Below are 21,967 nucleotides of genomic sequence, written 5' to 3' on the forward strand. Positions count from 1 at the left end.
CCGAGACAGGACGAGAGCCAGGACGTGCCCGCATGAGCGCAGACGTCGCCGAGAGTCCCACCGCCCTGGCCGACCGGGGCGAGCTCGCCCTCGGCCTGCCCGAGAGCTACCTCGCGGCCGGCCACACGCTCGGCTCCTGGCTCACCGCCACGGACCACAAGCGGATCGCGATCCTCTACGCGATCTCGATCACGCTGTTCTTCTTCATCGGGGGCGCGGCCGCGACGATCGTGCGGCTGGAGCTGTTCACGCCGAAGGCCGACGTCGTCGGGGCCGACACCTACAACAAGCTCTTCACGCTGCACGGCGTCGTGATGGTGTGGTTCTTCCTGATCCCGTCGATCCCGACGACGCTCGGAAACTTCCTGCTGCCGCTGATGATCGGCGCGCGGGACATGGCCTTCCCCAAGCTCAACCTCGCGAGTTGGTACCTCAACATCGCCGGCGGGATCCTCACCGCCTCCGCCATGCTGGCGGGGGGCATCGACACGGGCTGGACCTTCTACGTGCCCTACTCGACCGTGTTCTCGAACACGGCCGTCTCGCTCGGCGTGCTCGGCGTCTTCGTCGCGGGCTTCTCGACCATCGCCACGGGCGTCAATGTCATCGCCACGACCCACACCCTGCGGGCGCCCGGGATGACGTGGTTCAAGCTGCCGCTCTTCGTCTGGGCGATGTACACGACGAGCCTGATCTTCGTGCTCGCGACACCCGTCCTCGCGGTGACGCTGCTCCTCGTCCTCGCCGAGCGCGTGTTCGGCCTGCCGATCTTCGATCCCGCGCGGGGCGGCGACCCGATCCTGTTCCAGCACCTGTTCTGGTTCTACTCGCACCCGGCCGTCTACATCATGATCCTGCCCGCCATGGGCGTGATCTCGGAGGTGATCACCTGCTTCGCGCGGCGGCGGATCTTCGGCTACAGCTTCATGGTCTACGCGCTGGTGGCGATCTCGGTGATCGGCTTCTTCACCTGGGGCCACCACATGTTCACCTCGGGCATGTCGCCCTTCGCGGCGCTCGTCTTCTCGTTCCTGTCCTTCATCGTGGCGGTGCCCTCGGCCATCAAGGTGTTCAACTGGACCGCCACGCTCTACCGCGGCCAGATCGGCTTCGAGTCGCCGATGCTCTACGCCCTCGGCTTCGTCGGGCTGTTCACGGTCGGCGGCCTGACGGGCCTGTTCCTCGCCTCGATCCCGATCGACGTGCACGTGCAGGACACCTACTTCGTCGTCGCGCATTTCCACTACATCATGGTCGGCGCCTCGGTGTCGGCCTACTTCGCCGGCCTGCACTTCTGGTGGCCGAAGGTGACGGGGCGGATGTATCCGGAGACCTGGGCGAAGTTTTCCGCCATCCTGATGTTCTTCGGCTTCAACCTGACCTTCTTCCCGCAATTCATCGCGGGCTACCTCGGCATGCCGCGGCGCTATCACGTCTACCCGCCGGAATTTCAGGTCTGGAACGTGCTCTCCTCGGCGGGTGCCGCGGTGCTCGCCGCCGCCTACCTGATGCCGCTGGGCTACCTGACCTGGTCGGTCTTCTTCGGGGAGCGCGCCCGCAACGACCCCTGGAACGCCTCGGGGCTCGAATGGCGCACGACCTCGCCGCCGCCGCGCGAGAACTTCCTCGGCAAGCCCGAGGTGCTGGCCATGCCCTACAATTACCACCCGGAGGGCGCGCCTCCGATCAAGGACCGCCCCCGCGTCCCGGCGCAGGGGTCGCTGACGTGAGCGCGGTCGGGAAGCTCCTGCGCGAGCCCTGGGACGGGCTCGGCCTGCCCGAGGAGCGCGCGCTCGCCCGCCAGCGCGCGGTGGCGACCTTCGGCATCTGGATCTTCCTCGCGAGCGAGGTGCTGTTCTTCGGCGCGATCGTCCTCGCCTACACCGTGATGCGCCTGGAGCACGCAGCCGCCTTCGCGGCGGCCGCGCGGGAAACCAACATCGTTTACGGCACCCTCAACAGCGCGATCCTGCTGACGAGCGCCCTCTGCGCCGCGGTCGCCTCGAAGAGCGCCGAGCACGCCGCCCTGCGGCGCACGAGCCTGTGGTGCCTCTCCGCCACGGCGGCGCTCGGCCTCGCCTTCCTGGCCGTGAAGGGGCTCGAATACCGGGAGGATCTCGGCAGGCACCTCGTCCCGGGCGACGCCTTCCCCTTGCGGGAGCCGGCCGCGCAGCTCTTCTTCGCCTTCTACTGGTTCGCCACCGGAATCCACGCCATCCACCTCTCGATCGGCGTCGGCCTCGTCGGCCGGCTGATCTGGAAGGGATGGCGCGACCCCGATTTCCTGCCCGGCAACCCGCAGGTCGAGGTGGGCCTGCTCTACTGGGGCCTCGTCGACATCGTGTGGATCGTCCTGTTTCCCCTGCTCTACCTGCCGGGGCGGTCGGGATGAATGGGCGGCCCGATCCCGCGGCGGCCCGGATCTGGGTCCGCCCGCTCATCGTCTGGGCCGGCCTGATGGCGCTCCTCGCGCTCACCGTGCTCGCCGCCTACGCACCCCTCGGCGCCCTCGCGAGTGCGGCCAATCTCGGGCTCGCCGCCGTGCAGGCGGGCCTCGTCGCCGTGCTGTTCATGCGCCTCGACGAGGCGAGCCCGCTGGTGCGCCTCACTGCGGCCACCGGCCTGTTCTGGCTCGCGATTCTGTTCGCGCTCTGCCTCGCGGACGTGCTGAGCCGGCTGGCCAACGCCTGAGGCGCCGTCGTGCTACGATCGGCACCGAGGGCGCGCAGGCGGAGGTGCCGGGGACCATGCCATCGAACGACACGGGGAGCCTTGCCTCCCGATGAGGGCACCCGCCCTCCGCGCCGGCCCCATGGCCGTGCTTGCGCTCGCCGCGGGGCTTGCGCTCGCCGCGGGGCTTGCGCTCGCCGCGGGGCCTGGCCATGCCCGCGCCGAGCCCGCTCCGCAGCGCTTCACCGCCGCCTACAGCCTGCGCTTCATCGGCCTGCCGGTCGGCCGGGCGAGCCTCACCCTGGAGCAGGGCTCTCCGGGCGGCCGCTACGGCCTCGACCTGTCGGCCTCCCTGCAGGGACTCGTCGGGTTCTTCGTCGACGGCGCGGGAACGGCGAAGGCGTCGGGGCATCTCGGTCCCGCCGGCGCCGTCCCGGCCCGGTTCGACGTCGAGAGCCGCTACGCCGGCAAGCCGATCCGCGTCGCGATGCGTCTCGACCGGGGCAGCGTGCGCAGCCTGACCCTGGAGCCGGAGCCGACGCCCCGGCCCGACCGCGTTCCCCTCGCCCCGAGGGACAGGGCCGGCATCGTCGATCCCCTGAGCGCGCTCGCCCTGCCGGTCGGCGCCGCGCCCCTCGATCCCAGCCTCTGCGAGCGGCGGATCCCGGTCTTCGACGGCGCCACCCGGGCCGATCTCGTCCTCTCTCGCGGCGCGCTGGCGACGGTGAGCGAGGGCCCCTATCGCGGTCCCGCCCTCGATTGCCGGGTGCGCTGGGTGCCGATCGCGGGGCACCGGTCGAACGGGCCGACGGTCCGTCGCATGGCCGAGAACGACGCGATGCGGGTGCGCCTCGCGCCGGTGCCCGGCGGCGCGCTGCTGCTGCCGCTCTCGATCGGCGTCGCCACCGGCTGGGGCGAGGTCCGGATCGAGGCGACGGGCTGGGGAAGCGAGGCGGCCCCCGGATCGCCGCCCGCGGCGGAGGCCGGGCGGGCGAATGTCCGCGTGAGCCTGCCGAGCGCCCGGTAGGACCCGCGGGCCCGCGCCCCGAGATCATCGCGGACGGCCATCAACGCCGGCCGCCTCGGCACGCCGCGTCCCGGCGCCGCTCAGGCCCGGGCCATCGGGCAGGCCGCCCGCAGGAGCGCGACGAGGTCGCGGACCTCGGTGTGCTTCTTCCAGACGGGAACATGCGCGTAGGGCGGCGGGATGAAGCACGGGCCGTAGCCCGTCGTGAACACCACCGACACGTTGCGGTCCCGCAGGATGTCGGCGACGCGGTAGGTGAACTCGCCCTTCAGGTTGATGTCGAGCAGGGCCGCGTCGAGCGGCCGCGACCGGGCGAGCTCCTCCGCCTCGGATAGCGTCCCCACGGGCCCCACCACCTCCGCCCCGCGGGCCGAGAGAATGCGCGCCACGTCGTCGGCGAGGAAGTACTCGTCCTCCACAACGAGCACGCGGCAATGCGCCAGATCGTCCGAAGCGGGGATTGCAGGGATCGAACTCTCCCACGCGCGCAACGCTGGCAAACAGAGCGTGCAATGTCGCCCGGAAGCTCGTAGCTATGCCCGGCGAGACCTTCGGCAAGGGAACGGTCGCCGACCGCCCGGTACGCGTGATCCGGATCGTCAGGGAGGCAGAGCTGGAGTCCGAGGACGCTCATCTGCGTCTCAGCCTGGACAAGGCGAACGTCAGGGCCGCGGAGGCCGAGCGCCGGCTGACGGAAGCCGCGTGGCGCTGCGCCGATCTCCAGCACCAGCTCAATAACCTCCTGGCCGTCGTGCGCTCGGTCGCGCGCCGCTCGGCCGAGACGAGCGAGAGCGTCGAGGAATACGCGATGCATCTCGACGGGCGCCTGAGCGCCCTCGGACGAGTGCAGGGCGCGATCGCGGCCGATCCGGGGCTGCGCCTCGATCTCCACTCCCTCATCTCGGACGAGCTTCTCTCCTTCCAGGCCAAGGAGGGCGAGCAGCTGCAGCTGTCCGGGCCTCAGATCGTGCTGCAGCCGCGCGCCGCGGGCACGCTCGGGCTCGCCTTCCACGAGCTGGCGACGAACACCGTGAAGTTCGGGGCGCTGACGCGGCCGGAGGGCCGCATCGCGGTCTCCTGGCGGCTCGAGGCCGGCCCGGAGCCGCGCCTCGTCATCGATTGGGCCGAGCGGGGCGGCCCCCCGGCCGTGCCGCCGGCGCGCAAGGGGTTCGGCCTCACCCTGTTCGAGCGCATGCTGCCCTACGAGCTGCAGGCCGAATGCGCCCTGAGATTCGAACGGGGAGGCGTGCGCTGCCGGATCGAGCTGCCGCTCACGCCGCAGGTCGGCGCGGCGCCGCGCCCCTGAGGCCACCACGTCCGCGGCGCGGACCTACCGGCTCGATGCGGGCAGCGTGGTGCTGAAGCGGTGCTCCAGCGCCGTGGCGCCGGCGCGGGTGACACGGAAGGTCGCCGTGTAGGTCCCGGCCGGGAACCCCGCCTCCGGCCGCTTGCGCCCGACGAAGACCAGGGATTGCGCCCGCGCCCGCGCGAGCGGCGCCTCGGCGCTCTGCGCGACGGGGCGGCCGTCCGGCCCGCTCAGCACGAGGCTCTGCACGTCGCCCGCATCGAGGCCGATCGTGCGCACGAAGGCGACGAGGGCGGGCGCGCCCGGGGCGGCCGGGTCGACCGTGCCGCTCTCGACGATCTCCATCCGGACAGGGCCGCCGGAGAAGCCGGCATTGAGCACCGTGCCAGCCCGGTAGGCGAGCCCGTCGCGCAGGGCCGGCTCCCAGAGGTTGTCGGATGCGGGCCCGACCGCCGGAGCGCAGGCGCCCGCGCCGGCATCCGGCGCGAAGGGATCGACCGTGCGGCCGGCGCGGCGCAGCGTGAAGTGGAGGTGGGGGAACTCGCTCGCGCCCGAGAGGCCGGCCTGGCCGAGGGGCTGACCGGCCGAGACCGCGTCGCCGGGGCGAACCTTCAGGCTGCCGCGGGCGAGATGGCAGTACTGGGTCTCGTAGCCGTCGGCATGGGCCACCACGAGACCGTTGCCGCACTCGACGCCGGCCACCTTCTCGATCCCCGTCTCCCGCACGGAGACGTCGGGCGCGTCGTTGCGGCTGCGCAGCACCCGTCCGGCGGCGGCGGCCACGACCGTGCCGGCGGGGCCGGCCTCCTGCGCGAGCGTCGGCAGACGGAAATCGGTGCCGTCATGGCCGTCGTAGCTGCGGCTGCCGCAGGCGTAATCCCGGGCCCCCGACCCGGGATCGCGGTCGACGTAGTACTGGACGAAGCAGGTGACGCCCAATTCGCAGGCGAGCGGCAGACGCAGGCGAAACCCCTCCGGCCACGCGGGCGTGGGCGCGAGCATGAGGGCCGGGAGAAGGGTGAGAAGGGGGACGGTGAGGGCGTTGCGCAAGGGTCGTCTCCCGCGGGCCTTCCGCGCGGCGCACGCGATCGCGGCCGACCGGAAACAGCAAAGCAGATCTCATGCATCCGCAAGAAATCTCGGAATGTGATCTCGATCACGGTTCGCCATCATCAAGCAGAATACCGGTTTCGTGAGATCCGAGCACGGATTTCTCTTCGCGGCCCGAGCCGGGAAGGTCACGAAACTCAGGATACTGCCATGCTGAAGCTTCTCGTCGTCGCCGTCGCGCTGTTCGCGACGATGGCCATCGTGCGCGCGGGCATGCTCGCCGCGCCGGCACGCGTGCCGGTCAAGGCCACCGCCAACATCGACATCCGCGAGATGACGGTGCGGTCGCGGCTTCCCGCCTCCGATCCCTACGACGCGTTCTGACGGCGCCCTCAGCGGTCGCGGTGGCGCGCGACCCGCGGCCGGCGCCCGTTGCGGGTCACGAGGACCTTGATCGTCTCGGAGACCACGGGCGGCACGTGCGGAACGTGGTCGGCGTCGGCCAGGACCAATTGCAGGGTGTGGGTGCCGAGCGGCAGCGTCACCTGCGCCTCGGTCTGGCCGAGGCCGAAATGCAGGTGGTTGAAGTCGTTCGGGATGCGCTCGTTGGGGGAGCGCAGGGGCGCGTCGATCAGCAGGTGGTGATGGCCGGTATTGGCTTTGTCGAACCCGGCCGGGGCGACGCCCATCCCGACGAGGCCGAAGCGGATCGTCACCTTGCGGGGGACGACGGCGCCGTTACGTGGCTGCACGAAGTAGACCCGCGCGCCGGGCGGCGAGGAATGGCGCGCGGCCGGCGCAGCCGCCTCCGCACCGGCGGCCGGCGCCTCGGCGACCCGCACCTTCACCACGTCCGAGAGGACGGGCGGGCTGTGCGGGATGTGGTCCTTGTCGGCGAGCAGGAGTTGCAGCGTGTGCTCGCCCGGCGTCAGCTCGATCTCCGCCTCGGTCTGGCCCGCGCCGAAATGCAGGTGGTTGAAATCGTTCGGGATCGGCCGGTCGAGGGGCGGCGTCGGCACGTCGACGAGGATGTGGTGGTGGCCCGCATTCATGCGCTCCGAGCCCGCCGGCGCGACGCCCATGTTGCGCAGGCCGAATCGGATCATCGGCTTGCGGGGCAGGATGCTGCCGTCCTTGATGTCGATGAAGTAGACGGCGGCGCCCGGCGCGGAGGGCGTCGGGCCCCCTTCCGATCGCCCTGGGGCGCTTGCGCGCCCGCCGCCTGCGTCAGCGCCAGGATCGCGCCGATCCGCCAAGTCCAGGTTCGGCAGGTCCGAATCCGGCGTTTCCAGGCCGTTGCGCTGCCCATCGTCGCCCTCCCGTCAGGCATCGCGTCTCCGCAGCCGAATAGGCGCACGATCTCGTGCCTGCCGCCGACCCGCAAAAACGAGCTAGGACGCCCCTAAAAAGGTGATTCGCTAGCCCGAAAGATGCAGTGTGCGGTCAATGACCAAGAGAATACATGCCACAATGATTTGCAACGGCTACGGTTTGCCCCGGCACTCGCGTGCTATACCGAACAGTAGTCGAGAACGGTCAAGCTGACGGTTTTGGATTGCCGCCGATGCGCGATTTACTCTTCCGCGACAGACGCCTTCGGCACGGGCCCGTGACGCGCCGGGAGCCCTCGGGCGAGGGCCGACCCCCGGTCTCGCCCCGCCCGATCGGCCGGAGCGCCCTTCTCCTCGCGTGCCTCGCCGCCATCCTCTTCCCGCTGCTGGCGGCACCGGCCTTCGCTCAGGCGACGATCGGAGCGGGCCGCCGCTTCGCGCTCCTCATCGCGAACGCGCGCTATCCCGACGCGAAGGCGCCGCTCGCGGCGGTGAGCCGGGACGCGCGCCTCCTGGCCGACGAGTTGCGGCGGCACGAATTCGACGTGGACCTGCGGGAGAACGTCACCCGCGAGGACATGCAGGCGGTGCTCGACGGCTTCTACGCCAAGATCAACGCCGGCTCGGCCGCCTTCCTCTATTTCGGCGGCTACGGCATCCAGGTGAGCCGGCAGACCTACCTCCTGCCCGTCAACGCGCAGATCTGGTCCGAGACGGAGGTGCGCAAGGACGGGATCAGCCTCGACGGGGTGCTGGCCGAGATGAACCGCCGCGGGGCGCGGGTGAAGATCGCCGTCGTCGACGCGGCCCGGGAGAACCCTTACGAGCGGCGCTTCCGCGCGTCCTGGGCGGGCCTCGCCCCCGTTGACGCGCCGGAGGGCACCCTCGTCCTGCTCGCCGCCCCGCCGGGCAAGCTCGTGCGCGAGCCGACGGCCGAGCCGAGCCTGTTCATGGGCGAGCTCGTGAAGGAGCTCCGCACCCCGAACCTCAGCGCGGAGGAGGCCTTCGCCCACACGCGGATGGGCGTGTCGCGCGCCTCGAACACGGAGCAGGTGCCCTGGGTGTCCTCCTCGCTGATCGAGGAGTTCCACGTCGCCAAGCCGAGCGCGGCCGCCGCCGCACCCCGCGCGCCGGAGCCGGACCTCGCGCCCGCGCGGGTGCCGCCGAGGGCCCGGACGACGGCCCTGAACACGCCCCCGGCCGCCGCGCCGCCAGCGCCCGCGCCCCAACCCGCTCCGGCCGTCGCGCCGCCGCCCGTCGCCGCCCCGGTGCCGGCCCCCACGCCGCCCACCGCGCCCGCGGCGACCCCCGCGCCGGCGGCGACCCCTGCGGCGGCGGCGACCCCTGCGGCGGCACCGGTCCAGGCGACGGCGGCGATCTCGCCGCCCGCCGCGCCCGGAAAGCCCGCCCCGCAGCGGGGCGAGACGCTGCGGGATTGCAGCGATTGCCCCGAGATGGTCGTGGTGCCGGCGGGCAGCTTCGAGATGGGCTCCGCCTCCACGCCCTTCGACCGGCCGGTGCACAAGGTCACGATCGCCAAGCCCTTCGCGATGTCGGCGACCGAGATCACGGTCGATCAGTGGAACCAGTGCGTCGACAGCGGCGCCTGCAAGTACCGGCCGCCGCCCGGGGGATCCGGCGCCCGGCCGATCACGAACGTGAGCTGGTACGACGCCAAGGATTACGTCGGCTGGCTCTCGGGCAAGACGCGCCAGGGCTACCGCCTGCCGAGCGAGGCGGAGTGGGAATATGCCGCCCGCGGCAATGCCCGCACGGCCTATGCCTGGGGCGCCCAGGTCGGCGCCGGCAAGGCGAATTGCCGCGAGTGCCGCTCCGGCCAGGACGAGCAGATTCTCGACGCGGCCCGCTTCGCGCCGAACGGGTTCGGCCTGTTCGACATGGCCGGCAACGCGGCCGAGTGGGTCGAGGATTGCTGGAGCGACGATTACCGGGGCGCCCACGCCGACGGCACCGCGTTGACGCGCGGCGCCTGCGGCCAGCGGGTGCTGCGCGGCGGCTCCTTCGACAGCTCCGCGGCCTACGTGAAGCCGAGCGCCCGGTTCCGCTACGACGCGGATGTCCGCTACTACGCGAACGGCTTCCGCGTGGTGCGCGCCCTGCCGTGAGCGCGGCGGGCCGCCTCCCTCACCAGCCCTCCTCGTCCCCGTCGAGGAGGGCGGCCTCGCGCGAGAGCGCCGCCTTGTCGCGCAGCATGATGCGGCCGCGCCGCAGGTCGAGATGACCGGCCCGGCGCCACGCCTGGAGCTGGCGGTTCACGCTCTCGCGGGTGCTGCCCACGTAGGCGCCGAGCTGCTCCTGCGAGATCTGGATCTCGCTGCCGAAATCGGCCGCCAGCACGGTCAGGCGGCGGGCGAGCCGGGTCGAGAGCGGCAGCACCGTCATCTCGTTCATCTGGCCCGCGATGTAGCGGACCCGGGCGCAGAGCAGCTCGATCAGCTTGATCGCGATGCCGGGCTCGCGGCCGAGATAGGCGAGGAGGTCGGCCCGGCGCAGGACGAAGAGGTCGGTCGGCTCGACCGCGACGGCGTCCGCCGTGCGCGGCCGCCCGTCGAGGAGCGCGATCTCGCCGAACACGTCGCCGGAGCCGAGGGTGTTGAGCACGATCCGCTTGCCGGACGCGGTGCCGGTCTCGATCCGCACCTCGCCCCGGCGGATGCCGTAGAGCGCGTCGCCCGGATCGTGCTCGCGGAACAGCACGTCGCCCGCCCGCAGCGAGCGCGTGGTGCTCATGGCGGCGAGCGTGGCGGCGATCTCGGGCCCGAGATCCGCGAAGAGCGGGTTGAGGCGGAGCAGGACCCCGAAATCCGCACCCTTGCTCATGGCGGTTCGCCCCGCGGGAATCCGAACGATCCCCCGCGGCCGAGCCTAGGAATAGGTTGCCCGCCCCTCCTTCACGAATGTTATTTTTTGCAAGGACCGCCCGAGCCGACAGTCGCGGGCCGGCGCGAGGGCCGGCATCGGGCGGAGGAGGCGATGACAGGCGCGCGCGCACCCGGCCCGCCGCGGCGCTCCGACGGGGCCGGCGCATGAGCCTGCGCGCCCGCCTCTCGGCGAGATTCCCCGACCGTCTGCCCTGGCATCGCAGCCTGTTCCGCAAGTACGTGCTGACGCTCGTCAGCCTCGTCGCCCTGGTGCTCTCGATCAATGCCGGGGTCGAGACCTGGATCCTCTACCGCGAGACGGTGCGGGCCGTGGCGCGCGCGCAGGGGGACTACGCGCAGGAGGCGGAGAAGGCGGTCGAGGCGGCGCTCGGCGAGATCGAGCGGCAGGTGAGCTGGGTCACGCGGGCGAGCGCCATCACGCTCGAACAGCATCGGGACGATTACGAACTCCTGCTGCAGCAGGCGCCGGGCGTCCTGGCGCTCACCTTCGTCGATGCCGCGGGCCACGTGCAGGTCCGCTCGGGCCGGCCCGGCAGCGTGGCGGCCGGCGAGCCCTTCCCGACGCGGCCCGGCTTCGCCAAGCCGGAATTCCGGGACGGCCGGTCGCTCGCCGCCCTCGTCGTCGCCCATGCCTGGCCCGAGCAGGCCGTCACCGTCGCCGAGGTCGGCCTGGAGCCGCTGGCGGACGCCCTGCCCGCCGGCACGCCCGGCAGCGGCAGCTACGCCTATCTCGTCGACACGGAGGGCCGCGTCCTCGGGCGCACCGCGGCGAGCCCCGTCGCGGTCGGGGCGGAGGTCCCGCGGGCGGACGCGGTCGGGGCGGAGGCCGGCGGGTTCGGCCGCAGCCCCGACGGCCGCGCCGTCCTGCGCACCCTCAGGCCCGTCGCGGCGCTGCCCGCCTCCCTCGCGGTGGAGCAGCCCCTGCCCGAGGCGCTCGCGCCGATCCGCGAGCTCCTGATCCGCCTCGCCTGGCTGTTCGCCTTCGGTCTCGTCGTGGCGATCTGCGCGAGCCTCGTCCTCGCCCGCCGCATGGTCGTCCCGATCCGGGCGCTCCACGCGGGCGCCGAGCATCTCGCCGCCAACCGCTTCGATCACCGCATCGCGATCCGGACCGGCGACGAATTCGAGGCGCTCGCCGACAGCTTCAACCGCATGGCGGACGAGCTGTCCGGCTCCTACGGGCGGCTCGAGGTCGAGATCGAGAAGCGCACCCGCGACCTCGCGCGCTCGGTGAGCGAGCTGCGCGCTCTGGAGGAGACCGGCCGGGCGATCGTCGGCTCTCTGGAACTCGACGCCGTGACGGCCGCCATCGCCGCCCGCGCCGCCGCGCTGACGGGGGCGCGGGCGGCCCTCGTCTACCTGCGCGAGGCGGGGAGCGGGCGCAACACGCTCGCCGCCGCGCAGGGCTTTCCGGAGGCGGGACGGGACGCGATCGCCGAGATCGCGCCGGCCTCCCTGCCGCGCGCGGACGCCCCCCGCGGCGCGCTCCCCTTCCCGACCTCGCCGAGGCCGCGTGGTTCCCGGGCCGCGCGGCGGCCCTCGAAGCGGGGCTCTCCTCCGGCCTCGTCCTGCCGCTCTCGGACGCCGAGGGGCCCCTCGGTCTCGTCCTCGCCCTGCGGGCGGAGCCAGGAGCGCCGGCCTCGCCGGACGTGATGCAGAGCTTCGCCCATCAGGCCGCGCTCGCGATCCGCAACGCCCGGCTGTTCCAGGAGGTCGACGCCAAGAACCGCGAGCTCGCGGCGGCCGACCGGCACAAGACGCATTTCTTCGCCAACATGAGCCACGAGCTGCGCACGCCGCTCAACGCCGTTCTGGGCTACTCGGAACTCCTCGTCGACGGGCTCTACGGCCCCTTGAGCGACAAGGCGCTCGACGCCCTGGAGCGCATCCAGATCAACGGCCGCCACCTCCTCAGCCTGATCAACGACGTCCTCGACTTCACCAAGATCGAGGCCGGATCGCTCACCCTCAGCATCCAGGAATACTCGATGCCGGCGATGATCGAGCAGGTGGTCGCGGCCGCCGCCTCCCTCGCGCAGGCCAAGGACCTCGCCCTGACCACCGAGGTGGCGGAGGGGCTGCCCGTCGGCCAGGGCGACGAGCGGCGCCTGACCCAGGTCCTGATGAATCTCGTCGGCAACGCCATCAAGTTCACCGAATCGGGCGCGGTGCGCGTCGCCGCCACCGCCGCGGGCGGGTGGTTCACGGTCTCCGTCACCGATACCGGTCCCGGCATCGCCGCCGCCGACCAGGGCCGCATCTTCGACGAGTTCCAGCAGATCGACAGTTCCAGCACGCGCAAGCAGGGCGGCACCGGCCTCGGCCTGTCGATCGCCCGCAAGCTCGTCCTGCTGCACGGCGGGCGCATCGAGGTCGAGTCGGAGCCCGGCAGCGGCGCCGTGTTCCGGGTCCACCTGCCGGTCCGCGCCAGCGAGGAGAAGCAGGCCGCATGACGAAGCGCATCCTCATCGTCGAGGACACCGAGGACAACCGCCGGATCCTGCGCGACCTCCTCACGGTGGCCGGCTACGACCTTCTGGAGGCGACGGACGGCGGCAGCGGCGTGGCGCTCGCCCTCCGCGAGCGGCCCGACCTCGTCCTGATGGACATCCAGCTGCCCGTGCTCGACGGCTACGAGGCGACGCGCCGGCTCAAGGCCGACCCGACGACGCGCCACATCCCGGTGGTGGCGGTGACCTCCTACGCGCTGTCCGGCGACGAGGGGAAGGCGCTCGATGCCGGCTGCGACGGCTACGTCGCCAAGCCCTTCAGCCCGCGCAAGATCCTCGCGCTCGTCCGCGAGATCCTGCAGGATGCGTGACCCCGGGGAGAGCCCGTGAGCGCCCGCATCCTCGCCGTCGACGACGCGCCGGAGAATCTGGAGATCCTGCGGATCCGCCTGGAGGCTGCGGGCTACGAGGTCGTCACCGCGGAGGACGGCGAGGCCGGCCTCGCCCGCGCCCGCGAGACGGCGCCGGACCTGATCCTCCTCGACGTGATGATGCCGAAGCTGAGCGGCATCGACGTCCTGCGCATCCTCAAGGAGGATCCGGGGCTGCGCTTCGTCCCCGTCATCCTGCTGACCGCCCGCGCCGAGACCCGGGACGTGGTGGCGGGGCTCGATGCGGGGGGCGACGACTACCTCGCCAAGCCCTACGAGCATGCCGCCCTGATGGCACGGGTGCGCGCGATGCTGCGCCTGAAGGCCCTCACCGATACCGTGCGGCGCCAGGCCGAGGAACTTGAGGCGCAGCGGGCGGCGCTCGCCCGCAGCAACGCGGATCTCGAGACGCGCATCGCCGAGCAGGTGGCGGAGATCGAGCGGATCGGGCGCCTGCGCCGCTTCCTCTCCCCGCAGATCGCCGACCTCGTCGCCGCCTCGGGCAGCGAGGGAACGCTGCTGGAGACCCACCGGCGCGAGATCACGGTGGTGTTCTGCGACCTGCGCGGCTTCACGGCCTTCACGGATACGGCGGCGCCCGAGGACGCGCTCGAGGTGCTGCGCGCCTACCAGTCGGTCGTCGGCGCCTGCATCGTCCGGCACGAGGGCACGCTGGAGCATTTCGCGGGCGACGGGATCATGGTCTATTTCAACGATCCCGTTCCCTGTCCCGACCACCCGCGCCGCGCCCTCCGGATGGCGCTCGACCTGCGCGAGACCCTCGGGCGGCTGTCGGAGGCCTGGCAGCGGCGCGGCTACGAGATCGGCTTCGGCATCGGCATCGCCACGGGCTACGCCACCCTCGGGCAGTTCGGCTTCGAGGGGCGCCGCGAGTACGGAGCGCTCGGCAGCGTCACCAACCTCGCCTCGCGCCTCTGCGACGAGGCGCTCCCCGGGCAGATCCTGCTCAGCCAGCGCCTCCAGTCCCTCACCGAGTCGTTCGCCGAGACCGAGCGCCTCGGACCGCTCCCCCTGAAGGGGTTCAACCGGCCGATGACGACGTTCGGCCTGATCGGCTGGCTGGCAGGGGCGGAGACGGGGGCGGAGGAGGGGGCCGGGGAGAGAGGCGGGGAGGATCCCGCCTGAAGCGCCCGTCTCACTTCTCCCGCCACGCCTTCGAGATGTGGTCGACGAAGGGCTTCGTCAGGTAGGAGAACACCGTCCGCTCGCCGGTCTGGAGGAAGGCCTCCACGGGCATGCCGGGGATGAGCTGGACCTCGCCGAGGCGCTTGCGCTGCGCGTCCGCGACCCGGATGCGCGCCTTGTAGAAGGACAGGCCGGTCTTCTGATCCTGCGCGACGTCGGCGGCGAGCCGGCTGACGCTGCCCTCGATCTCCGGCGTCGTGTACTGGTTGAGCGCCGAGAAGCGCAGGCGCGCCGGCTGGCCGATGCGCACGTTGTCGATGTCCTTCGGCTGGATCTTGACCTCGACGGTGAGTTCGTCGGCCTCCGGCACGATCAGCATGGCGGGCTCGCTCGGCGTGACGAGGCCGCCCACCGTGTGCACCGTCATCTGGTGGACGATGCCGTCCTGCGGCGCCCGGAGGTCCGTGCGGCGCAGGAGATCGAGGGCCGCCGTCTGCTTCTCCTCGTACTCGGACCACTTGGCGCGGATCTCGGTGAGGTCCTTCGAGACCTCGTTGCGCATGTCTTGGTCGATCTGCAGGATCTGCAGCTCGACCTCGTTGCCCTTGCCGCGCGCCTGCGCCACCGAGGCGAGCAGCTTGCCGCGGTCGCCCTCGAGGCGCGCCGCCTCCCGCTCCAGGTTCGTCAGGCGCGAGATCTGGACGAGGTTCTTCTGCCAGAGCTCGCGGATGCCCTTCAGCTCCATCGTGACCGCGGCGATCTCCTTGGTCTTGGCGTTGATCTGCTCGGTGAGGCCGCCGATCTCCTCGCCGAGCTGCGCGAGGCGCTCGCGCAGCTGGCTCTTCTGGCCGTTGCGCGCCTTCGCGCGGGCGAGGAACAGGCGCGTCTCGCTGTCGATGAGGGTCGCCACCGCCGGGTCGGAGGCGACCCGCGCCTGAAGGTCGGCCGTGAAGCTGATCGCCATGTCGCCGTCGCGCTCGGCCTCCTCGCGGGCGCGGCGGGCGGCGAGCCCGTCGAGGGCCCGCAGGACGATGTCGAGGCTGGAGCGGGCCTGCGTCTCGTCGAGGCGGATCAGGATGTCGCCCGCCTTGACGCGGTCGCCCTCCCGCACCCGCAGCTCGCCGACGATGCCGCCGACCGGGTGCTGCACCTTCTTGACGTCGCTGTCGACGACGAGCTGGCCCGAGGTGATGACGGCGCCGCCGATCACGGTGAGGCAGGCCCAGCCGCCCACGCCGCCGACGAGGGCCGTGACGAGGAAGGCGGCGGCGCGGACCTGGCGGCGGATCGCGGCGCGGGCGGCGTCGGCGGCGGGCCGGGCGGAGGTGCGGGCGGAGCCGGCGAGGGTCAGGGTGGTGGGCATCGGTCGCTCTCCTGCGGGATCGGGGTTCAGGCCGAGGCCCGGGCCGGGCGGGGGGTGGTCTCGTTGGCGGGGGTGGGGGCCTTCGGGAGGTGGCCGGTGTGGCGCAGCACGGCCTCCTTCGGCCCGAAGGCGACGGCGCGGCCGTCCTCCATGGCGATGAGCAGGTCGATCGCGGCGAGCGCGCTGGCGCGGTGCGCCACCACGACCACGATCCCGCCCCGCTCGCGCACGCTGCGGATCGCCCGGGTGAGAGCGGCCTCGCCCTCGCCGTCGAGATTCGCGTTCGGCTCGTCGAGGACGACGAGGAAGGGGGCGCCATAGAGCGCGCGGGCGAGCCCGATGCGCTGGCGCTGGCCGCCGGAGAGGCCGAGGCCGCCCTCGCCGAGCACGGTCTCGTAGCCCTCGGGTAGGTTCGTCACGAGCTCGTGGATGCCGGCCTCGCGGGCGGCCGCCACGATGTCGGCGCCGCGCGCGTCCGGGGCGAAGCGGGCGATGTTCTGGGCGATGGTGCCGGCAAACAGCGCCACGTCCTGCGGCAGGTAGCCGATGTGGTGGCCGAGATCGGTGCTCGTCCACTGGCTGATCGGGGTGCCGTCGAGGCGCACGGCGCCGCGCGCGGCCGGGAGGACGCCGACGAGCGCGCGGGAGAGCGTCGACTTGCCCGAGCCGCTCGGCCCGATCACCCCGACCGCCTGGCCCGCCTTGAGGGTGAAGCTGACGTCCTTCACCGTGAGCCGGTTGCTGCCCGGGGGGCCACGCACACCGCGTCCGCCTTGAGCTCCCGGCCGGGCGCGCCGAGCACGGCGCTGCGGCGCTCCTGGGGCACGTTGGCGAGGAGCGCGGTCAGCCGGCCCCAGGCCTGATGGGTCGCGACGACGCCCTTCCAGCTCGCGATCATCGAGTCGAGGGGGGCGAGCGCGCGGCCCAGCAGGATCGAGGACGCGATGATGATGCCGGGCGAGCCCTCGCCGTTGATGACGAGCCAGGCGCCGAGCGCCAGCACGCAGGATTGCAGGGCCATGCGGGTGACCTTGGAGGCGGCGCTGAACAGGCCCGCCACGTCCGTCACCCGCTGCTGGGACAGGATGTAGTTCTGGTTCGCCTCCTCCCAGCGGGTGGTGAAGTGGCCCTGCATGCCCATCGCCACGAGGACGTCGGCGTTGCGGCAGCCGGCATCGACGACGAGGTTGCGGCCCCGGGCGTGCTCGCTCGCCGCCTTCGAGGGGCCGCGGGTCAGCCGGTCGGTCGTCACGTTGATGAGGATGAGGAGGACCGAGCCCGCCGCCAGGGCGAGGCCGACCAGCGGGTGGAACAGGAAGCAGACCGCGAAGTAGAGCGGCATGAAGGGGAGGTCGCACAGGGCGGTCGGCCCCGGGCTCGACAGGAAGCCGCGCACCTGGTCGAGGTCGCGCAGGGGCAGGAAGCTCTCGCCGGACGGGGCGCCGCTGAGGGGCGAGCGCACGACGTACTGGAAGACCCGCGGGCTCAGCGCCTCGTCGATGACCGCGCTGATCCGGGTCAGCATCCGCCCGCGCAGCGATTCGAGCGCCCCCTGGAAGGCGTAGAGGATCAGCGCCAGCAGGAGCAGCGCGATCAGCGACGGCACGGACCGGCTCGGGATGACCCGGTCGTAGACCTCCAGCATGAAGAACGAGCCCGTCAGGTAGAGCACGTTCACGAGGCCGCTGACGATGGCGAGGCTGACCAGCGCCGGGCGGCAGCCCGTGAGCGCGGCGGAGAGATCGGGGGAGAGGGGCTTCATCGCGGACGCTCCCTGGAGCGGGATGGGGGCCGGCGGGACGGTGCGGCGGGTGCGGCTCCGGTCCGTCGGGGGCTGACGTCCTTCGTAGACCTCCCGGCGCCGCCTTCCGTGACGCGGATCACGCTCGGGTCGGCCGGGGCGGGCGGCGGCCCTGCGTGAGGCGGATCACAGTCGCGGCGCGGGGCCGGCGCGATACTGGGACCACAGCAGCAGGAGGCCCCCATGGAACTCGAAGCCCTCGAACGCCCCGCCGACCTGCAGATCTGGCACGTCGTGCCGGCCCCGGCGGCGTCCCGCCGGAAGCGCTTCGGCAGCCTCCGCGACGCGATCGCCGCCGCCGCCGAGACCCTGTCCGCTCCGGGGGTCGAGCCCTGGATCGTCACCGACGAAGGCGAGCTGCTCTCGCCGACCTGGATCCAGACCTACCTGAATTGAGGGACGGCGCCGGCTCAAAGGGCCCCCGATCCTCACGGACCGCGCGAATCGCGGACGACGAAAGCCTCATCCGGTACGAGATCTCCTGCACCGCGGGACGTCTTTGGAAGCGGCTCGGGAAGCGGCTCGATCGCGCGGGGCGCGATCACCCGGAATGCCGGGAGAGGCGCCGCTCACGCCCGTCCGCCGCCCCTGGCCGCGCGAAACCTCGCGCGACGGCCGGGCTCGGATGCTCCCCCCTTCTCCAAGACGGCACGGCGGGCGGCTCGCGCGCGGCTCCCCGCCCCACGGCCGGGTCGTCGGCCGGCCTGTCCGAGCCGCGTTTCAGATCCGGGGCAGGACGTATTGCCGGCCGAGGCGGGCGGTCTCGCCGGCGTCGGGGGCGACGATCTGGGACGGCCGGGGGCCGCGCCCGTGCACGACGATCGCGTCGGTGACGAGGAGAAGGGCGATCAGGCTGAGGATGCGGCGTGACATGGGACGCGCTCCGAGTGGAGCGATCATCCCCCTGTCGGCCTCCGGGAACCGTGATCGGGCTCACGCCCGGAACGCCGTCAGCGGCGCCACGCCGCAGCGGGAGAGTTCCGGCAAGGGCCGTCCAGCCCGTCCGAGGTGCGGCGCCGGGTGTTGACGGCGAAGGATTGGTGGATGCGGGGCGGCCCGTCCGTCCCGGCGCCCGCCGCGTCCCGGGTGATGATCGCGATCAACGAACCTCGGGCGCGTCGGTGATCGCATCGCGGGTCGTCGGGGAGCCGGAGCACGCCGGGCACGCGACCGCGAATTCGCTGGTTCGGAGGCGGCGCTGAAGCCGCCGCGGACGGGGTTCAGGCGGCGCGGCCGAGGATGAAGTCCCCGTCGACCTCGTCGGTGTGGACCTCGAACGTCGCGAGCGGGGCCGCCCCGAAGCTCGTCGTGATGGCGCAATCCGTGGCGTCGCGCCCGTAGGCCATCACGACGCGGCCGATGCGCGGGGTGTTGTGGCGCGCGTCGAACGTGTACCAGCGCGGGCCCTCCGGCCCCTGCAGATGGACCTCGAACCAGGCCGAGAAATCCATCGGGTCCGGCACCGGAGGCACCCCGATGTCGCCGAGATACCCCGTGGCGTAGCGCGCCGGGATGTTCATGCAGCGGCAGAGCGTGATCGCCAGATGCGCGAAGTCGCGGCAGACGCCGACCTGCTGCCTGTGCCCGTCATGCGCCGAGCGGGTCGCGTCCGCCTGCTGGTAGTCGAAGCGGATGCGGGCATGCGCGTAGTCGACGATGGCCTGGACCCGGGCCCAGCCCTCCGGCGCGGTGCCGAACAGCGACCACGCGGTCTCGGTCAGCTTGTCGGTGTCGCAGTAGCGGGAGCCGAGCAGGTAGATCAGCACGTCGTCGGACAGGTCCTGCACCGGGATCTGCCGCGCGTCGGCGGCGACGGCATCCGGCAGGCCGTCATCCTCGATCAGGAAATCCGCCGCCATCGTGATGCGGCCGCCCGGCGCCAGGATGCGCGTGCGCACGTTGCCGAACTCGTCAAGGTGCTGGCGCGCCTCGACGGGCGGGTCGAAGGTGATCCGCTCCGGCGTGACGAGGTCCCGGCGGCGCTCCGGCCGAACGTTGAGCAGGAGGAGCATCGGCGTCGGGCCGAACGTGTCGAAGGCGATGGTGTAGCCGGTGCGGATGCGCATAACCGTTGCTTTTCTCAGATCATGTTAATTCCCCTAAACATTGGAACACCCGAACGTTCCCGGCCTTACTGCTCAGATGTTGGATCCGGCTGCCCGAATTGCGGGCAATCCGCCCGCGCGTCCGAGACCCCGTGTCCGAGACGCCGTGTCAGAGCCCCCGTGCCCGGCGGGCGATCCGCGGAGCCCGGCCCGATTTCCGGCCGCGGGGGCGCACCGGATGTTTGACAGCGATTTTGGTATTTGGTATGCCAGCATCATCGCGATAAGCAACAACAAGAACCCGACTCAGAACGCCTGGCACAGGCACGATTGACCCGAGACTGGGGCGGCTTCCCGGCACGGCCGGCCGGTCCCGGGATCGAGGGCCGGACGTCTCAGTCACGTTCGGCGACACGCATGCGGGTGGCTCCGTCACGGGCACCATCCGCATCCCGAGCGCAGATCAAAACCAAGCAATTCGGAGGAAGCGGCATGGACAGGAACACGACGGACCCGACGACGATCGAATCGGAGTTCTCCGCCAACAGCGTGGCGACGGTCGAGGATACGGGCCCCGAGCAGACCGATGGCTTCCACCTCGTCATCGACGCGCTGAAGCTCAACGGCATCGACACGATTTACGGCGTGCCGGGCATCCCGATCACCGATCTCGGCCGCCTCGCGCAGGCCGAGGGCATGCGCGTGATCTCGTTCCGTCACGAGCAGAATGCGGGCAACGCCGCCGCCATCGCGGGCTTCCTCACCAAGAAGCCGGGCATCTGCCTCACCGTCTCGGCGCCGGGCTTCCTCAACGGTCTGACGGCGCTCGCCAACGCCACCACCAACTGCTTCCCGATGATCCTCATCTCGGGCTCGTCCGAGCGTGAGATCGTCGACCTGCAGCAGGGCGACTACGAGGAGATGGACCAGCTCGCCATCGCCAAGCCCCTCTGCAAGGCGGCCTTCCGCGTGCTCCACGCCGCCGATATCGGCATCGCGGTCGCCCGCGCCATCCGCGCCGCGGTCTCGGGCCGCCCGGGCGGCGTCTACCTCGACCTGCCGGCCAAGCTCTTCTCGCAGGTGATGGACGCCGAGGCCGGCGCGAAGTCCCTCGTCAAGGTGATCGACCCGGCCCCCGCCCAGCTTCCCGCCCCGGCGGCCGTCAAGCGCGCCCTCGACGTGCTCAAGAGCGCCAAGCGCCCCCTCATCGTCCTCGGCAAGGGCGCGGCCTACGCGCAGGCCGACGAGGAGGTCCGCGCCCTCGTCGAGCGGAGCGGCATTCCCTACGTGCCGATGAGCATGGCCAAGGGCCTCCTGCCCGACACGCACGAGCAGTCGGCCGGCGCCGCCCGCTCCATGGTGCTCAAGGATGCCGACGTGGTCGTGCTGGTCGGCGCCCGCCTCAACTGGCTCCTGTCGCACGGCAAGGGCAAGACCTGGGGCGAGCCGGGCTCGAAGAAGTTCATCCAGATCGACATCGAGCCGAAGGAGATGGACTCGAACGTCGAGATCGTCGCCCCGCTCGTCGGCGATATCGGCTCCTGCGTCTCGGCGCTGCTCGACGGCATGGGCCAGGATTGGAAGGCCCCGCCGGCCGAGTGGACGGACGCCATCAAGTCCCGCAAGGACGCGAACCTCTCCAAGATGTCCGCCAAGCTCCTCAAGAACTCGGCGCCGATGGACTTCCACGGGGCGCTGGGGGTTCTGCGCACCATCATCAAGGAGCGCCCCGACGCGATCCTCGTCAACGAGGGCGCCAACACCCTCGACCTCGCCCGCAGCGTCATCGACATGTATCAGCCGCGCAAGCGCCTGGATGTCGGCACCTGGGGCGTGATGGGCATCGGCATGGGCTTCGCCATCGCCGCCGCCGTCGAGACGGGCAAGCCCGTTCTGGCGGTCGAGGGTGACAGCGCCTTCGGCTTCTCGGGCATGGAGGTCGAGACGATCTGCCGGTACGACCTCCCGGTCTGCGTCGTGATCTTCAACAACAACGGCATCTATCGCGGCACCGACACCGACCCGACCGGCCGCGATCCCGGCACGACGGTGTTCGTGAAGGATTCCCGCTACGACAAGATGATGGAGGCCTTCGGCGGCATCGGCGTCAACGCCACGACGCCGGACGAGCTCGCCCGAGCCGTCAACGAGGCGATGGATTCGGGCAAGCCGACCCTGATCAACGCGGTGATCGATCCGCACGCGGGCACCGAGAGCGGCAACATCGGCAGCCTCAACCCGCAGAGCACGGTGAAGAAGAAGAAGTAAGCGCTTCCTCGACACCACGTCGCCGGCGATCCGGCAGGATGCAGGGGCTGCGGCGGGCTTGGACGAGCCCGCCGCAGCCCTTTGCGCATCCGTACCCGGAGGCCGTCAACGGATCGCCCCGTCAGCAACGTCACGCCGGCGCTCGCGAGTCCGGGACCGGCCCATCAGGATCGCCC

Annotated in this window: 21 protein-coding genes and 1 pseudogene; 13 read left to right on the plus strand and 9 right to left on the minus strand. The window is 71.8% G+C overall.

What is annotated here, in order from left to right; all coding sequences use genetic code 11:
• Nucleotides 1-32: 32 nt before the first annotated feature.
• From ctaD to DK389_RS24680, 4 genes are all read left to right on the plus strand, one after another.
• On the plus strand, nt 33-1,730 hold the full coding sequence (gene ctaD, locus DK389_RS24665) for a cytochrome c oxidase subunit I (RefSeq protein WP_109893576.1): 1,698 nt from the start codon (nt 33-35) through the stop codon (nt 1,728-1,730).
• Entirely contained in the window at nt 1,727-2,392 is a 666-nt protein-coding gene (locus DK389_RS24670; protein WP_109893578.1) for a cytochrome c oxidase subunit 3, read from the plus strand. Before ctaD ends, DK389_RS24670 begins: the two co-directional genes overlap by 4 nt.
• The gene (locus tag DK389_RS24675) at nt 2,389-2,691 is read left to right on the plus strand and encodes a cytochrome C oxidase subunit IV family protein (RefSeq protein WP_109893580.1); all 303 of its coding nucleotides are present in this window, start codon (nt 2,389-2,391) and stop codon (nt 2,689-2,691) included. Before DK389_RS24670 ends, DK389_RS24675 begins: the two co-directional genes overlap by 4 nt.
• A 91-nt stretch (nt 2,692-2,782) precedes the next feature.
• Nucleotides 2,783-3,697 (plus strand): DUF3108 domain-containing protein, encoded by a 915-nt coding sequence (locus DK389_RS24680; protein WP_236960343.1) that lies wholly within the window; start codon nt 2,783-2,785, stop codon nt 3,695-3,697.
• A gap of 80 nt (nt 3,698-3,777) precedes the next feature.
• Here DK389_RS24680 and DK389_RS24685 read toward each other — a convergent pair whose 3' ends face one another.
• Entirely contained in the window at nt 3,778-4,125 is a 348-nt protein-coding gene (locus DK389_RS24685; RefSeq protein ID WP_236960344.1) for a response regulator, read from the minus strand.
• A 107-nt stretch (nt 4,126-4,232) separates the two neighbouring features.
• Here DK389_RS24685 and DK389_RS24690 point away from each other — a divergent pair, with 107 nt between their 5' ends.
• The gene (locus DK389_RS24690) at nt 4,233-5,003 is read left to right on the plus strand and encodes a sensor histidine kinase (protein ID WP_109893584.1); all 771 of its coding nucleotides are present in this window, start codon (nt 4,233-4,235) and stop codon (nt 5,001-5,003) included.
• 24 nt (nt 5,004-5,027) lie between these two features.
• Here DK389_RS24690 and DK389_RS24695 read toward each other — a convergent pair whose 3' ends face one another.
• A complete protein-coding gene (locus DK389_RS24695; protein WP_236960345.1) occupies nt 5,028-6,053 on the minus strand; it encodes a M23 family metallopeptidase in 1,026 nt (341 codons plus the stop codon).
• A 210-nt stretch (nt 6,054-6,263) separates the two neighbouring features.
• On the opposite strand from DK389_RS24695, the gene DK389_RS32840 reads away from it, so the two are divergent.
• Complete coding sequence (locus DK389_RS32840; protein ID WP_162560829.1) at nt 6,264-6,437, plus strand: hypothetical protein; 174 nt, start codon at nt 6,264-6,266, stop codon at nt 6,435-6,437.
• An 8-nt stretch (nt 6,438-6,445) separates the two neighbouring features.
• On the opposite strand, the gene DK389_RS24700 is transcribed toward DK389_RS32840, so the two are convergent.
• Complete coding sequence (locus DK389_RS24700) at nt 6,446-7,309, minus strand: DUF4399 domain-containing protein (RefSeq protein WP_236960346.1); 864 nt, start codon at nt 7,307-7,309, stop codon at nt 6,446-6,448.
• Nucleotides 7,310-7,617: 308 nt separating this feature from the next.
• On the opposite strand from DK389_RS24700, the gene DK389_RS24705 reads away from it, so the two are divergent.
• A complete protein-coding gene (locus DK389_RS24705; protein WP_109893586.1) occupies nt 7,618-9,510 on the plus strand; it encodes an SUMF1/EgtB/PvdO family nonheme iron enzyme in 1,893 nt (630 codons plus the stop codon).
• Between the two features lie 19 nt (nt 9,511-9,529).
• Here DK389_RS24705 and DK389_RS24710 read toward each other — a convergent pair whose 3' ends face one another.
• A complete protein-coding gene (locus DK389_RS24710; RefSeq protein ID WP_109893588.1) occupies nt 9,530-10,225 on the minus strand; it encodes a Crp/Fnr family transcriptional regulator in 696 nt (231 codons plus the stop codon).
• Nucleotides 10,226-10,431: 206 nt separating this feature from the next.
• Between DK389_RS24710 and DK389_RS24715 the strand changes: the two genes are divergently transcribed.
• The 4 genes from DK389_RS24715 to DK389_RS24730 are packed head-to-tail and all read left to right on the plus strand — an operon-like array spanning nt 10,432 to nt 14,314.
• Nucleotides 10,432-11,940, plus strand: coding sequence for a PDC sensor domain-containing protein (locus DK389_RS24715; RefSeq protein WP_162560830.1), 1,509 nt, complete (start codon nt 10,432-10,434; stop codon nt 11,938-11,940).
• A complete protein-coding gene (locus DK389_RS24720; RefSeq protein WP_109893592.1) occupies nt 11,940-12,740 on the plus strand; it encodes a sensor histidine kinase in 801 nt (266 codons plus the stop codon). The genes DK389_RS24715 and DK389_RS24720 overlap by 1 nt, the downstream gene beginning before the upstream one ends.
• A complete protein-coding gene (locus tag DK389_RS24725) occupies nt 12,737-13,108 on the plus strand; it encodes a response regulator (protein ID WP_109893594.1) in 372 nt (123 codons plus the stop codon). The genes DK389_RS24720 and DK389_RS24725 overlap by 4 nt, the downstream gene beginning before the upstream one ends.
• Before the next feature lie 15 nt (nt 13,109-13,123).
• Nucleotides 13,124-14,314 carry an adenylate/guanylate cyclase domain-containing protein gene (locus tag DK389_RS24730; protein WP_109893596.1) on the plus strand — a complete coding sequence of 397 codons (1,191 nt, stop codon included), beginning with the start codon at nt 13,124-13,126 and terminating at the stop codon, nt 14,312-14,314.
• 10 nt (nt 14,315-14,324) lie between these two features.
• On the opposite strand, the gene DK389_RS24735 is transcribed toward DK389_RS24730, so the two are convergent.
• Nucleotides 14,325-15,677 carry an HlyD family type I secretion periplasmic adaptor subunit gene (locus DK389_RS24735; protein WP_109893598.1) on the minus strand — a complete coding sequence of 451 codons (1,353 nt, stop codon included), beginning with the start codon at nt 15,675-15,677 and terminating at the stop codon, nt 14,325-14,327.
• Between the two features lie 26 nt (nt 15,678-15,703).
• Nucleotides 15,704-17,439 (minus strand): annotated as a pseudogene (locus DK389_RS24740) (type I secretion system permease/ATPase).
• Between the two features lie 222 nt (nt 17,440-17,661).
• Between DK389_RS24740 and DK389_RS24745 the strand changes: the two are divergent.
• A complete protein-coding gene (locus tag DK389_RS24745; RefSeq protein WP_109893600.1) occupies nt 17,662-17,874 on the plus strand; it encodes a hypothetical protein in 213 nt (70 codons plus the stop codon).
• A 324-nt stretch (nt 17,875-18,198) separates the two neighbouring features.
• On the opposite strand, the gene DK389_RS32845 is transcribed toward DK389_RS24745, so the two are convergent.
• The 3 genes from DK389_RS32845 to DK389_RS24750 all read right to left on the minus strand — a co-directional run bounded on the left by DK389_RS32845 (nt 18,199) and on the right by DK389_RS24750 (nt 19,544).
• Nucleotides 18,199-18,351: a hypothetical protein gene (locus DK389_RS32845; RefSeq protein ID WP_162560831.1), complete on the minus strand. Its 153-nt coding sequence runs from the start codon at nt 18,349-18,351 to the stop codon at nt 18,199-18,201.
• Nucleotides 18,352-18,428: 77 nt separating this feature from the next.
• On the minus strand, nt 18,429-18,581 hold the full coding sequence (locus DK389_RS32850) for a hypothetical protein (RefSeq protein WP_162560832.1): 153 nt from the start codon (nt 18,579-18,581) through the stop codon (nt 18,429-18,431).
• 117 nt (nt 18,582-18,698) lie between these two features.
• A complete protein-coding gene (locus tag DK389_RS24750) occupies nt 18,699-19,544 on the minus strand; it encodes a transglutaminase-like domain-containing protein (protein WP_109893602.1) in 846 nt (281 codons plus the stop codon).
• Nucleotides 19,545-20,015: 471 nt separating this feature from the next.
• Here DK389_RS24750 and oxc point away from each other — a divergent pair, with 471 nt between their 5' ends.
• Entirely contained in the window at nt 20,016-21,791 is a 1,776-nt protein-coding gene (oxc, locus tag DK389_RS24755; RefSeq protein ID WP_236960347.1) for an oxalyl-CoA decarboxylase, read from the plus strand.
• The last annotated feature ends 176 nt before the right edge of the window (nt 21,792-21,967 follow it).

The organism is Methylobacterium durans (assembly GCF_003173715.1).
Lineage (GTDB): Bacteria > Pseudomonadota > Alphaproteobacteria > Rhizobiales > Beijerinckiaceae > Methylobacterium > Methylobacterium durans.